Annotated in this window: 9 protein-coding genes and 1 riboswitch; of the genes, 5 read left to right on the plus strand and 4 right to left on the minus strand. The window is 66.4% G+C overall.

Going from position 1 to position 14163, the window contains the following annotated elements:
- Positions 1–150 precede the first annotated feature (150 nt).
- Positions 151–2766 (plus strand): bifunctional diguanylate cyclase/phosphodiesterase, encoded by a 2616-nt coding sequence (locus tag P7F68_RS06355; protein ID WP_002937921.1) that lies wholly within the window; start codon positions 151–153, stop codon positions 2764–2766.
- Positions 2767–2794: 28 nt separating this feature from the next.
- On the opposite strand, the gene metH is transcribed toward P7F68_RS06355, so the two are convergent.
- The 3 genes from metH to P7F68_RS06370 all read right to left on the minus strand — a co-directional run bounded on the left by metH (position 2795) and on the right by P7F68_RS06370 (position 8063).
- Positions 2795–6544, minus strand: coding sequence for a methionine synthase (gene metH / locus P7F68_RS06360; protein ID WP_277831639.1), 3750 nt, complete (start codon positions 6542–6544; stop codon positions 2795–2797).
- A 76-nt stretch (positions 6545–6620) separates the two neighbouring features.
- Positions 6621–6695, minus strand: a riboswitch (S-adenosyl-L-homocysteine riboswitch).
- 198 nt (positions 6696–6893) lie between these two features.
- Positions 6894–7550: a hypothetical protein gene (locus P7F68_RS06365; RefSeq protein ID WP_277831641.1), complete on the minus strand. Its 657-nt coding sequence runs from the start codon at positions 7548–7550 to the stop codon at positions 6894–6896.
- 18 nt (positions 7551–7568) lie between these two features.
- Positions 7569–8063 carry a hypothetical protein gene (locus tag P7F68_RS06370; RefSeq protein ID WP_002928792.1) on the minus strand — a complete coding sequence of 165 codons (495 nt, stop codon included), beginning with the start codon at positions 8061–8063 and terminating at the stop codon, positions 7569–7571.
- A gap of 509 nt (positions 8064–8572) precedes the next feature.
- Between P7F68_RS06370 and P7F68_RS06375 the strand changes: the two genes are divergently transcribed.
- The 4 genes from P7F68_RS06375 to P7F68_RS06390 all read left to right on the plus strand — a co-directional run bounded on the left by P7F68_RS06375 (position 8573) and on the right by P7F68_RS06390 (position 12771).
- Positions 8573–9601 (plus strand): amino acid ABC transporter substrate-binding protein, encoded by a 1029-nt coding sequence (locus P7F68_RS06375; protein ID WP_002928790.1) that lies wholly within the window; start codon positions 8573–8575, stop codon positions 9599–9601.
- Between the two features lie 89 nt (positions 9602–9690).
- Positions 9691–10875 (plus strand): amino acid ABC transporter permease, encoded by a 1185-nt coding sequence (locus P7F68_RS06380; RefSeq protein WP_270068615.1) that lies wholly within the window; start codon positions 9691–9693, stop codon positions 10873–10875.
- A gap of 15 nt (positions 10876–10890) precedes the next feature.
- Positions 10891–11988, plus strand: coding sequence for an amino acid ABC transporter permease (locus tag P7F68_RS06385; protein ID WP_270068616.1), 1098 nt, complete (start codon positions 10891–10893; stop codon positions 11986–11988).
- A gap of 54 nt (positions 11989–12042) precedes the next feature.
- Positions 12043–12771 (plus strand): amino acid ABC transporter ATP-binding protein, encoded by a 729-nt coding sequence (locus P7F68_RS06390; RefSeq protein ID WP_002928783.1) that lies wholly within the window; start codon positions 12043–12045, stop codon positions 12769–12771.
- Between the two features lie 95 nt (positions 12772–12866).
- Here the strand turns inward: P7F68_RS06390 and P7F68_RS06395 are convergent, their stop codons facing one another.
- Positions 12867–14072, minus strand: coding sequence for an ABC transporter substrate-binding protein (locus P7F68_RS06395; protein ID WP_002928780.1), 1206 nt, complete (start codon positions 14070–14072; stop codon positions 12867–12869).
- Positions 14073–14163: the final 91 nt, after the last annotated feature.

The following is a 14163-nucleotide window of genomic DNA, read 5'->3' on the forward strand; positions in this document are numbered from 1 at the left end:
GCAGGAGCGGCGCCAGCCACGCGCCACGGGTCGATCGGTTCGTTTGCCCCGGATGCACTGCCGGGCACGCAAGCAGCATGACGTTCCGCGCGACAGCGCCCATAATGGGGACAAGAAACACTGAATCCGCATATTCATCCGGCAATCCGCATGTCCCGCCCCGCCACGCTCCGCGACGTCATCTTCAAACGCCTGCTGCTGCTCGTCACGGGCGGCCTGCTGGCGGTCATGGCTGCCGTGGTCGGGTTCATCGTGCTGCCACTGCACGAGCGCCTGACTGCCAGCGAGTTCACCCGCGTCGCCGACCTGGTCGAAAACACGCTGCGCGAGACGGTCGAATTGCCCAGCCAGATCCTGCCCTCGGCAGCCGAGTGGCTTGCAGGACAGAAAGCACCCTTCGATGACACGCAGGCCGCCGAGCGCTACTTCAAGCCTCTGCTGAGCCATGTCCGCAACATCAGCTCGATCGTGATCGGCAACGAGGAGGGCCGCGGCTGGATGCTGCTGCGCCTGCCTGACGGTCGGTGGCGCAGTCGCAGCACCGACCTTCCAGGCACGGGCAGCGAACACCTCATCGTCGAGGAGGACGTTGCCGGCAATCGTAGCGAGCACTGGCAGACGCTCGACTACGACGCCCGCTCGCGGCCTTGGTACGAGGGCGCCGTCCGCCCAGGCACCGTGCGCTACTGGACGCCCCCATACACCTTCTACACCACCGGCCAGCCGGGTATCACGGTTTCCCAGGCCGTCAGCTTGAGCGATGGCAGCCAGGGGGCGATCGGTCTCGACATCCTGCTCGCCGAGCTGTCGACACGCACGCGAGAGGCACGCATCGGTGCAAGCGGCAGCACGCTCGTGCTCACCGAGGGAGAACTGGTGCTGGCGCTGCCACGCCGCCCCGACCATATCGCCGAGAGCGACTGGCTGGGCACACTGATGCTCCCCGCCAGTGCGCTAGGCCAACCCAGCATCAACGACGCGCTGTCGCTGTGGCGCCAGGCTGGCCGTACACGCTTCTCGGCGAGCCGCTTCAACTCGGAAGGGGAGGACTGGATCGCGGCAATGACGCCGTACGAGGTGGGCGAGCAGCGCCTGTGGGTACTCACTCTCGCCCCCGCCCGCGAGTTCGAGCCGGCATGGTCGCTCATCGGGCTCACCATCGCCGCGACACTCGGCATTCTGATCGGCGTCGCCGCCGTCATCGCGCAGCGGCAGGCACGCACTATCGCTGCACCGCTCGAGATGCTCGCAGTGCAGGGCAAGCGCATCGGAGCGCTCGATTTTTCCCGGCCGCCTCCACTGCGTACGCGCATCGCCGAGCTCGCCCAACTGAGCACCACGCTCGACGAGATGCGAACCCTGCTCGGCCGCAACCAGACGGCGCTGGCCACCCAGGCCGGTCAGCTGCAACTGCAGGTGGAGGAGTTGCAGACGGCCGAGCATCGCATCCACGCCCTCGCCTACTTCGACCCCCTCACCCAGCTACCCAACCGGCGACTGCTGATGGACCGTCTCGCCCATGTCCTCGAGGCCGGCAGGCGCCGCACCAGCCACTGCGCGCTACTGCTGCTCGATCTCGACAACTTCAAGGTGCTCAACGACACCCTCGGCCACGACCATGGCGACGAACTGTTGCGCGAGGTCGCCCGGCGGCTCTCGCAGGCGGTTCGCAGCGGCGACACCGTCGCCCGCCTGGGCGGCGATGAGTTCGTCGTGATCCTCGAGGACTTGAGCGAAGACCACGACGAAGCCCGGCAGCAGGTGGGCGAGATCGGGCGCAAGATCCTGCAGGTGATCGAGCACTCGTACCAGGTACACAAGTTCAACGCCGATATCTCCGCCAGCATCGGCGCCGTGCTGTTCGGCCAGGAAGCAGGGACTGCCGAAACCGCGCTCAAGCATGCGGACATGGCGATGTACCAGAGCAAGGCGCTGGGCCGCAACTGCCTGAGCTTCTTCGGCCCCGAGCTTGCGGTGAAGCTGAGCGCGCGCGCCGGCCTCGAAGCCGATCTGCGCCACGCCCTGGAAGCGGGCCAGATCCATCTCCACTACCAGGCCGTGGTCGATGTCGGCGGCAGGCTGGTCGGCGCAGAGGCGCTGATGCGCTGGAGTCACCCCGAGCGTGGGCAGGTACCACCGGCAGAGTTCATCCCCGTGGCCGAGGAAAGCGGATTGATCATTGCACTCGGAACATGGGCGATCGAGTCCGCCTGCGATCAACTGCTGGCGTGGTCGGCGACCTATCCGCAGCACGCGCTCCAGATCGCCATCAACGTCAGCGCGCGCCAGTTTCACCATGCCGATTTCGTCGCGACGGTGACGGACATACTCGGCGCCCGCAACATTCCAGGCGCCTGGATCAAGTTCGAGCTCACCGAGAGCATGCTGCTCGAGGACACCGAAACGGTGGTCGAGCGCATGCAGCAGTTGCGGGCGCTCGGCATCGGCTTTGCCCTCGACGACTTCGGCACCGGCTACTCGTCGCTGAGCTACCTGAAACGGCTGCCACTGACCGCACTCAAGATCGACCGCTCCTTCGTCCGCGATGTGTTGACGGACCCCAACGACGCGGCGATCGCGCGCACCATCATCGCCCTCGCCCATACCATGGAGTTGCGCGTGATCGCCGAGGGGGTCGAACTGCAGGCGCAGTTCGACATGCTGGCGGCCGCAGGCTGCGATCGCTTCCAGGGCTACCTGATCGGCCGCCCCGAACCCAGCACAGTCTTCGGCACCCGCCTGGAGCCCCACCCGCCTGCCGCCTGACACGGCGTCGGGCCTCTCCATCAGCGCATCAAAGCAAGGGCGCCAGCCAGCGCGCCGCCTCCTCCACATCCATGCCGGTGCGGCGCGCCCAGTCTTCGAGCTGGTCGCGGCCGATCTTCGGGATGGCGAAGTAGTGGCTCTCGGGGTGGGCGAAGTAGAAGCCGCTCACCGCCGCTGCCGGCGTCATCGCATAGCTTTCGGTGAGATCCATGCCGATACGCGCGCGCGCGCCGAGCAGTTCGAACAGCGGGCCCTTCACGGTATGGTCGGGGCAGGCCGGATAGCCGGGCGCCGGGCGGATGCCGCGGTACTGTTCGGCGATCAGCGCCTCGTTGTCGAGCGTCTCATCGGCCGCGTAGCCCCAGCATTCCCGGCGCACGCGCTCATGCAGCCATTCGGCGCAAGCCTCGGCCAGGCGGTCGGCCAGGCTCTTGAGCATGATGGCGTGGTAGTCGTCGTGCGCCGCCTCGAACTCGGCGAGCTTGGCCTCGATGCCCAGGCCAGCAGTCACCGCGAAGGCGCCGATCCAGTCCGGCACGCCCGACTCCTTGGGTGCGACGAAGTCCGTCAGGCACCAGTGCGGTTTGCCCGCCGGGCGCTCGTGCTGCTGACGCAGGCCGTGCCACACCATGGCAAGGTGCTTGCGGTCCTCGCCGGTGTAGATCTCAATGTCGTCACCGACCGCGTTGGCCGGGAACAGGCCGAACACCGCCTTGGCCTGCAGCCAGTTCTCGGCGACGATCTTGTCCAGCATGGCCTTGCCATCCGCGAACACGTTGCGCGCGGTCTCGCCCACCACCTCGTCATCGAGAATGGCGGGGAAGCGGCCGGCGAGGTCCCAGGTCTGGAAGAAAGGGCCCCAGTCGATATAGCTCGCCAGCTCGCCGAGTTCGACGTCGATCGCCTGCACGCCGAGCATGTTGGGACGCGGCGGCTGGTAGGGCGTGAATCCGGCCTGGTGGGCAGTGCTGCACGCGGCCACGCGCTCGGCCGTCCAATCGGTACGGAAAGCGTTGGCACGCGCTGCCTCGAGGCCGACCAGCTGCATGCCCTTCTTGCCGGCGTGCAGGACGCGGATCTTCTCGTAGTCGGCAGCGACCTCGGCCTTGAAGGCCTCGCTCTGGCCCTCGGACAGCAGTGCGGTGACCACGCCCACTGCGCGCGAGGCGTCGGGCACGTACACCACCGGCTGGTCGTAGTGCGGCGCGATCTTGATCGCGGTGTGGTTGCGGCTGGTGGTGGCACCGCCGATCAGCAGCGGCACCTCGAAACCCTGGCGCTTCATCTCGGCGGCAACGTGGGCCATCTCCTCCAGCGAGGGGGTGATGAGGCCTGACAGGCCGATGGCCTGCGCGCCGTGTTCCTTGGCCGCCTCGAGGATCTTCGCTGCCGGCACCATCACGCCGAGGTCGATCACCTCGTAGCCGTTGCAGCCGAGCACCACGCCGACGATGTTCTTGCCGATGTCGTGCACGTCGCCCTTCACCGTGGCCATGATGATGCGGCCCTTGCTGCTGGCGCCGGTGCGCAGCTTCTCGGCCTCGATGTAGGGAATGAGGTGGGCGACGGCCTGCTTCATCACCCGCGCCGACTTCACCACCTGGGGCAGGAACATCTTGCCTGCGCCGAAGAGGTCGCCGACCACGCTCATGCCCGCCATCAGCGGGCCTTCGATGACCGCCAGCGGCGGCTTGCCTTCGGCCTCGAGCTTGGCGCGCACCTCTTCGGTGTCGGCGACGACGAACTCGGTGATACCCTTGACCAGTGCGTGGCTCAAGCGCTCTTCCACCGACCACGCGCGCCAGGCGAGGTCCTGGGTGGACTCCTTGGCCTGGCCCTTCACCGTCTGCGCCAGCTCGACCAGGGCCTCGCCCGCCCCCGCACGGCGGTTCATCACCACGTCCTCGACCTTGTCGCGCAGCACCGGGTCGAGCTCGTCATACACGCCGAGCTGGCCGGCGTTGACGATACCCATCGACAGCCCGGCCTTGATCGCGTGGTAGAGGAACACGGTGTGGATCGCCTCGCGCACCGGGTCGTTGCCGCGGAAGCTGAAGGACACGTTCGACACCCCGCCCGAGGTCTTGGCGTAAGGCAGGTTGTCCTTGATCCACGCCACGGCGTTGATGAAGTCGACCGCGTAGTTGTCGTGCTCCTCGATGCCGGTGGCGATGGCGAATATGTTGGGATCGAAGATGATGTCTTCGGCCGGGAAGCCGGCGCCGCCTTCGGCAACGGGCTTGACCAGCAGCTTGTAGGCACGCTCGCAGATCTCCGTCTTGCGGCGGAAGGTGTCGGCCTGGCCCTGCTCGTCGAAGGCCATCACGATCACCGCGGCGCCATAGCGGCGCGCGAGCCGCGCCTGGCGCAGGAACTCGGCCTCGCCCTCCTTCATCGAGATCGAGTTGACCACGCCCTTGCCCTGTATGCACTTGAGGCCGGTCTCGATGACCGACCACTTCGACGAATCGAGCATGATCGGCACGCGCGAGATGTCGGGCTCGGTAGCGATGAGCTTGCAGAAGCGCTCCATGGCGGCGACCGAATCGAGCATCGCCTCGTCCATGTTGATGTCGATGACCTGGGCGCCGTTCTCGACCTGCTGGCGCGCCACCGCGAGCGCGTCGTCGAAGCGGCCTTCGAGGATCATGCGCGCGAAGGCCTTGGAGCCGGTAACGTTGGTGCGCTCGCCGACGTTGACGAACAGGGCGTCGCCGCCGACGTTGAAGGGCTCGAGGCCCGACAGGCGCAGCTTCTTCTCGATGGTGGGCACGACGCGCGGCGCGAGGCCTGAAACGGTTTCGGCAATCGCCGCGATGTGCGCCGGCGTGGTGCCGCAGCAGCCGCCGACGATGTTCACCAGGCCACTCTGCGCCCACTCGCGAATCTGGCTGGCGAGGTGCTCGGGCGTCTCGTCGTAGCCGGTGGGCGACAGCGGGTTGGGCAGGCCGGCGTTGGGGTGGGCGGACACGTGGGTGTCGCAGGCGTTGGACAGTTCCTCGACGTACTGGCGCAGCTGGTCGGCGCCGAGCGCGCAGTTGAGGCCGAAGCTGATCGGCTGCGCGTGGCTGAGCGAATTCCAGAACGCCTCCGCGGTCTGGCCCGACAGCGTGCGGCCGGAGGCATCGGTGATGGTCCCGGAGATCATCACCGGCCAGCGCTTGCCGAGATCGTCGAAGAGCTTCTCGATCGCGAACACCGCGGCCTTGGCGTTGAGCGTGTCGAACACCGTCTCGATCAGCAGGATGTCGGCGCCGCCTTCGAGCAGGGCCTTGGCCGAGTCGTAGTAGTCGTCGACAAGCGCATCGAAGCTGATGTTGCGGAAGCCGGGATCGTTCACGTCCGGCGAGATCGACAGCGTGCGCGAGGTCGGCCCGAGCACGCCGGCACAGTAGCGCGGCTTGGCGGGGTTGTTCGCGGTGTATTCGTCGCACAGCTCGCGCACCAGGCGCGCACCCTCGACGTTGAGTTCGTAGGCCAGCGCCTCCAGCCCGTATTCGGCCTGCGACACGCGGGTGGCGTTGAAGGTGTTGGTCTCGATGATGTCCGCGCCGGCCTCGAGATAGGCGCGGTGGATGCCTGCGATCACGTCCGGGCGCGTGAGCACCAGCAGGTCGTTGTTGCCCTTGAGGTCCTTCGGGTGGTCGAGGAAGCGATCGCCGCGGTAGTCCGCCTCGCCCAGCTTTTCCTGCTGGATCATGGTGCCCATCGCGCCATCCAGGATCAGGATGCGGTCGGCGAGAAGCTGGCGGAGTTCGGTACTGCGATCGGCTTGCATGGGTCGGTCCTCGGTCGTTCGACGGTCGCCGGGCAACGCCACGCACAAAAGCGAACGGCGCCACAAACCGGCTGAAGGTTTGTGAGCGCCGTTGATCGGTTGCCGAGCCTGGCCCGCACAGGTTCGGTGGGTCGCAGCGCTCCTCGGCAAGGCTGCGATTCTAGCCGCAGTGCCGCGGCACTGCCAAGGAGGCAAGCGCGACCGGGTGGTCGCCGCTGCCGACATGCTGGCGCGAAAGCGGTGGGGTGCTCACCGTGGGAGCGGCACCCGCCGCGAGCTCTTCGGAGAATTCCCGGGACCCTGTCGCGCGGGAATCGGCAGGAACCAGCACGCTCACACGCCGCCGCCCCTACCAGTACCAGGGATGCGCAAATGGATGGCGGTAGAACGGGCGCGGATACCCCCAGCCCATGCCCCACCCCCAGGGGTGGCCGTAGTAGCCTGCCCAGCCACCGAAGAGCACACCGTCGCGCGGGTACACATAGGTCTGGCTGGTGCGCACGACCTTGTCGTCGATGAAGTGCACGTTGAACAGGGTCGCGATGCCCGGACCGTCATTGCGGACGTTCCAGTCCCACACCTCTTCACCGGAGTTGCGGAAACGCTGCTCGGAGCGATGCGTGCCGAGCAGGCGCGAGACCTGCTCCTTGTCCATGCCGCGCTCGACGCGTGCCAGGTTCTCGGGCGCGAGCGCATCCCACTGGCGCAGCACGACACCGCCCGCGTCCACCTCGACCATCAGGCAGGACCAGCCATTGGGCTGAGTCGCATACTCCAGTGTGGTTGTGCCGTCCTCGTTGGACCAGCGCCGCGTCGGCTCCCCGCGCTCGGCCAGCGCTTCGGCCTCGGTCGTGTATGGGCGCGGTGGTGCGAATGCGGCGCAACCGGCCAGCTGCATCACAAGCACGGCCAGTATCGTCCAGGCCAGGGCGCGCGCCACCGGCCAGGGCCACGCCGAGATGGGGCTGCCACCGATGCCGGTTGCCCCGCCATTGCTGTTTGCCATCCTTGCCTCCCTGCTTCGTCAGCGGCCGCGGTAGCGCGTGTATCGCCCCGTGCCCGTCACCCGTCCGTCGGTGTTGAAGGAGACGGTGAAGAAGACCGCATCGCCACCGCTGGCCTCGCCATGGTCAATCTTCCATTCCCACACCGTCTCCTGCTTGAGCGCGAAGAACTGACTGGAGGCCGCCTTGCCGAGCAGGCGGCGAACCTGATCCGCGTTCATGCCGCGTTCGACCCTGGCAAAGGTGCCTTCGTTCAGCACCTGATCGATGCTGCGCAGGATCTGGTCCGGGCCGATGGTGATCATGAAACACTCGATTCCCTCGGGCTGACGGCTGTATTCCCAGGTCAGCGAGCCGTCCTCGTTGCGCCACTCCATGTGCGGTGGACCGAAGCGCTCGCGCACCTCCACCGCGGTCGACACGCCGGGCTTGAGCTCCTTGACGTTGATGTAGTCGCAGGCGGTGATGCCGATGGCGGACAACAGGCCGCAGATCCAGGCGAGCAGGCGTTTCATGGTGGCTCCGGTTGGCAAGGCAGCGGAACCGCCATGTTACCGCGCACTCGCCCCCCAGATCCGCCCCCTCGGACGATGCATGCAGGCGGGAAGCGCACTTGCCTGCGGATCTTCACAACGCACTCTCGATCGGCATTTTGCACCGCACTGCGTGCACGTGCGACCCGAAGCGTAGCGCTGACCTGCGGGCCGCCGTGAGACGTGCCCAGCAATGGTGCGGCGAACCCTGTCCATGCGCCACGAAGGGGCTCAAGAGCTCCAGGCACGACATTCCCAATCGTAATATCAACGCCATATCAAAGACTTATTGCATTGCACAAGATTCGGCACAATTCCTGCAAAGGACGTCACGCGGCCCAGTCCTGGCCTGTATCCGTAGTTTCCCTAGCCATCTTGCGGAAGCCCGACTGCACGCGAAATACTTTGAAACACCCCCCGGAATCAACACGCCCAAGGCGGCCGGGAGTGTCCTTGCTCAGTCGGTACCCCATCCCTTCAGGAGGTGTTTGATGAAGCCTGTAAGAACTGCAGCTCTTTCCATCCTCGCCGCAACGACGCTCGGCCTGTCCTCTCATGCCAGCGCCGGCACCACGCTCGACGCAGTCATGAAGAAAGGCTACGTCCAGTGCGGTGTCAGCGACGGTCTTCCCGGTTTTTCCTTCACCGACGCGCAGGGCAACTACAAGGGCATCGACGTGGACGTCTGCCGTGCCGTCGCCGCAGCCGTGTTCGGCGATGCCAGCAAGGTGCGCTTCACCCCGCTGACTGCCAAGGAACGCTTCACGGCCCTGCAGTCCGGCGAGGTCGACGTACTGTCGCGCAACACCACCTGGACCAGCTCGCGGGATTCCGGGATGGGCCTGCATTTCGCCGGTGTCACCTACTACGACGGCCAGGGTTTTCTGGTGAACAAGAAACTCGGCGTCAAGAGTGCCAAGGAACTCGACGGCGCTGCGGTGTGCATCCAGGCCGGCACCACGACCGAGCTCAACCTCGCCGACTACTTCCGCAGCAGCGGCATGAAATACACCCCGATCACCTACGACAAGTCCGACGAGACCATCGTCGCGCTCGAGGCCGGCCGCTGCGACGTGCTGACCTCCGACCAGTCCCAGCTCTACGCCCAGCGCATCAAGCTCGCCAACCCGGAAGACTACGTGGTGCTGCCCGAGGTGATCTCCAAGGAGCCGCTCGGGCCGCTGGTCCGCCAGGGTGACGACGAGTGGTTCAACATCGTGCGCTGGACGCTGTTCGCCCTGCTCAACGCCGAAGAGGCAGGCATCTCCTCTGCCAACGTCGAAAAGGAAGCCGCCAGCTCGACCAACCCCGACGTCCGTCGCCTGCTCGGCGCCGACGGTGACTACGGCAAGGACCTGAAGGTCTCGAAGGACTGGGTGGTCAACATGGTCAAGCAGGTCGGCAACTACGGCGAGATGTTCGAGCGCAACGTCGGCATGGGCAGCGAGCTCAAGATCGCACGCGGCCAGAACGCGCTGTGGAACGCCGGCGGCCTCCAGTACGCACCGCCGGTACGCTGAACGCCTCAGCTGATGCCTCATGACCCGGACGCCGCGGCAGCGGCGCCCGGGCCTCGACTGCAGCCCAACCTTCACCAACCGAGCGTCGCATGCATACTCCGGCAAGCAGCCCGCCGCCGCGGGCCTCCATGCTCAACGACCCCAAGGTCCGGGGCCTGGTGTTCCAGGTCCTCGCGATTGCAACGGTGATCGCGATCGGCTGGTACCTGTTCGACAATACCCAGACCAACCTGGCCCAGCGCGGCATCACCTCGGGCTTCGACTTCCTCGATCGCTCGGCCGGCTTCGGCATCCTGCAGGCCCTCATCCCCTACACCGAGAGCGACACCTACGGCCGCGTCTTCCTCGTCGGCCTGCTCAACACCCTGCTCGTCGCCGTGCTCGGCATCGTACTGGCCACGATGATCGGTTTCATCGTCGGCATCGCGCGTCTGTCACCCAACTGGCTGATCAGCCGGCTGGCTGCCATCTACATCGAGATCTTCCGCAACATCCCGCCATTGCTGCAGATCTTCTTCTGGTATTTCGCGGTGTTGCGAGCCATGCCACCGCCACGCGACAGCCATGCGGTCGGCGACGCGATCTTCCTCAACATCCGTGGGCTCTATCTGCCTTCGCCGAGCGCAGCCGATGGGTTCTGGGCCTTCGTCACCGCGCTGGCGCTTGCCATCCTCGCCTGCGTCGTGCTGGCACGCTGGGCCAAGGCCAGGCGGGAAGCAACGGGCCAGGCCTTCCCGCTGCCCGCGGCCTGCATCGCGCTGCTGGTCGTCGTGCCCGCGGCCGCCATCGGCCTTGCCGGAACACCGCTGCATTGGAGCGTGCCAGCGCTGACCGGCTTCAACTTCCGTGGCGGCTGGGTGGTGATCCCCGAGCTCGTGGCGCTCAGTGTGGCACTTTCGATCTACACCGCCGCCTTCATCGCCGAAATCGTGCGCTCCGGCATCCAGGCCGTCAGTCACGGCCAGACCGAGGCCGCGCGCTCGCTGGGACTGCGTCCGGGGCCGACGCTGCGCCTCGTCATCCTGCCGCAGGCGATGCGGGTGATCATCCCGCCGCTCACCAGCCAGTACCTCAACCTGGTCAAGAACTCGTCTCTGGCCGCTGCGATCGGCTACCCCGACCTCGTCTCGGTGTTCGCCGGCACCGCGCTCAACCAGACCGGACAGGCAATCGAGACCATCGCCATCACGATGTCCGTCTATCTCGCAATCAGCCTTGCGATCTCGATCCTGATGAACATCTACAACAAGCGCATCGCGCTGGTCGAACGCTGAGGGAGCGACACGCCGATGAGCACCACACACCACTTCAAGCCCAGCCTGCCACCGCCAGCGATGTCGGTCGGCGCCATCGGCTGGTTGCGTGCCAACCTGTTCTCCAGCCCCTTCAACACCCTGCTCACGCTCGTGTCGGCCTGGCTGCTGTGGCTGATGGTGCCGCCAGTGCTGAACTGGGCCTTGTTCGACGCGACCTGGAGCGGTTCCAGCCGCAGCGACTGCAGCGCCGGCGGCGCGTGCTGGGTGTTCATCCAGAGTCGCTTCAGCCAGTTCATGTATGGCTTCTACCCGGCGGAGCTGCGCTGGCGGGTCGACCTCACGGTGATCCTCGCCATCGTCGGTGCCGCCCCACTGTTCTTCCGCGCGATGCCGAAGAAGTGGGTGTACGGAGTGGGCTACCTGCTCGTCTACCCCTGGCTGGCGTTCTGGCTGCTCTACGGCGGGCCCGGGCTCGACGTCGTCGAGACCAGCCAGTGGGGCGGGCTGATGCTGACCCTGGTGATCGCGGTGGTCGGCATCGCCGGGGCAATGCCGATCGGAATCCTGCTCGCGCTCGGCCGGCGCTCGGAGATGCCGGCAATCCGGGTGATCTGTGTCACCTTCATCGAGTTCTGGCGCGGCGTGCCGCTCATCACCGTGCTGTTCATGTCCTCGGTGATGCTGCCCTTGTTCCTGCCCGAGCAGGTCAGCATCGACAAGCTGCTGCGCGCACTCATCGCGGTAACGCTGTTCGAGGCCGCCTACATCGCCGAAGTGGTGCGCGGCGGCCTGCAGGCCATCCCGAAGGGCCAGTACGAGGCCGGCCGGGCGCTCGGCCTCGGCTACTGGCGGCTGATGGGGCTGGTGATCCTGCCGCAGGCGCTGAAGCTGGTGATTCCGGGCATCGTCAACACCTTCATCGCGCTCTTCAAGGACACCAGCCTGGTCATCATCATCGGCCTGTTCGACCTCTTCAACAGCATCCATCAGGCCACGGTCGACCCCGCCTGGCTGGGCTTCTCCACCGAGGGCTACGTCTTCGCCGCTGCGGTGTACTGGATCTTCTGCTTCGGCATGTCGCGCTATTCGATGCATCTTGAACGACGCCTGCATACCGGACACAAACGATAGGACCGCCCCGTCATGACCGAAAAGACGAACACGCGCACCCCCGGCGAGGACATCATGATCCGCATGGAGGGCGTGAACAAGTGGTACGGCGAATTCCACGTCCTCAAGGACATCGACCTCGCCGTCAGGCAGGGCGAGCGCATCGTGCTGTGCGGGCCGTCCGGCTCGGGCAAGTCGACCACCATCCGCTGCATCAACCGCCTGGAGGAACATCAGAAGGGCCGCATCGTCGTCGACGGCGTCGAGCTGACCTCGGACCTCAAGCACATCGAGGCCATCCGCCGTGAGGTGGGCATGGTGTTCCAGCACTTCAACCTGTTCCCGCACCTCACCGTGCTGCAGAACTGCACACTGGCGCCGATGTGGGTGCGCAACATGCCCAAGCGCGAAGCCGAAGAGGTGGCGATGCACTACCTCGAGCGCGTTCGCATCCCCGAGCAGGCCGGCAAGTACCCCGGCCAGCTCTCCGGCGGCCAGCAGCAGCGGGTCGCGATCGCGCGCGCGCTGTGCATGAAGCCCAAGATCATGCTGTTCGACGAACCCACCTCCGCGCTCGACCCGGAGATGGTGAAGGAGGTGCTCGACACCATGATCCAGCTCGCCGACAGCGGCATGACCATGCTGTGCGTGACGCATGAGATGGGCTTCGCGCGCACCGTGGCCGACCGCGTCATCTTCATGGACCGCGGCGAGATCATCGAACAGGCGCCGCCCGAGACTTTCTTCTCCAACCCGCAGAACGAGCGCACCAAAACCTTCCTCGGCCAGATCCTCAATCACTGAGCCGGACCAGCGATCGATCGACACCGACAGCCCAACAAGAAGGCCGGCCCGGGTTACCCCGGCCGGCCTTCGCACATCCTTCGACGGATGCTGGCTTACTTCATGTCGGCGATCGCCTCGTAGGTGCTGCCGCTGACCTTGAAGAAGGCGTAGTTGCCCGGCACGTCGCCGGCGGCATCGAATTCGTGGTCGCCGGCGGCGCCCTTGTAGTCGATGTCCTTGCCTTCGGCGATCAGCTGCTTGGCCTTGGCCCACTCGCCGGCCATGATCGGCTCGCCCGGCGCCGACGCCACGGCGCGCAGCGACTCGGCGAGCTTGGCCTTGTCGCCACCGGCCTTCTCGATCGCGAGCGCAACCAGGAAGGCGGCGTCGTACGAGGTGGTGGTGAAGATCGCGTCGGGGTTGCCACCGGCGGCCGAGAACGCGGCGCGGAAGGCATCGAGCGAGGCCGAGGCCTCGCCCACCGGCGCCGAGGCGAAGAAGCCGCCCAGGTTCTGCTCGCCGAGCGAACGGATGACGGCCTCGGACTTCATGCCGTCGGCACCGATGAAGGTCTTGAAGAAGTTGTTCTCCAGGGCCTGGCGCAGGATGGTGAGGCCGGTGCCATCGCCGTAGTCGAAGATGACCAGGGTGTCGGCACCGCCGCGGGCGAGCTGGGCGAGGTCGGAGCGGTAGGAAGCCTTGCCGTCCTCATGCCCGGAGTAGCCGGCGATGGTGCCGCCATTGGCTTCGTACTCGGCCTTGAAGGACTCGGCCAGGCCCTTGCCGTAGTCGTTGTTGAGGTAGGCCACCGCCACCTTGTCGATGCCGCGCGCCTTGAGGGTGCGCGCGAGTGCGCGGCCCTGGTAGTCGTCGGACGGCACGGTGCGATAGACGAGGTCCTTGTCGTTGATCTTGGTGATCTCGGGCGAGGTCCCCGAAGGCGTCACCATCAGCACGCCTGCCGGCACCGTGACCGAGTTGGCCGCGGCCAGCACCGCGCCCGAGCAGTGCGGACCGACGGTGGCGATGACGCGGTCGATGTTGACCGCCTTGGTGGCGGCGTCGGTGGCGTTCTGCGGGTTGCAGGCGCTGTCGCCGACCACGACATCGAGCTTGCCGCCGTTGAGGATGCCGCCCTGTTCGTTGACCTGGGCGATGGCCAGGCGCGAGGCGTCGAGCATGGACGGCGCCATTGCCGCGATCGGGCCCGAGATGCCGCCGAGCAGGCCGATCTTGACGTTCTGCGCGTGCGCGGGGCTTGCCAGCACGGCCGCACCGAGCAGCGAGCCGACGAGGGTTGCGAGCGTCTTCTTGTTCACTAGGGTCACCTCCAGAATGTGCCGGGGGCACGGGTTGTCTGAATGGGGCGCAGCGCGGCCCCGGTCAGGGAAGGGGTCACAGCAAAGCGGT

This window comes from Thauera mechernichensis (assembly GCF_029588855.1).
Taxonomy (GTDB): Bacteria; Pseudomonadota; Gammaproteobacteria; order Burkholderiales; family Rhodocyclaceae; genus Thauera; species Thauera mechernichensis.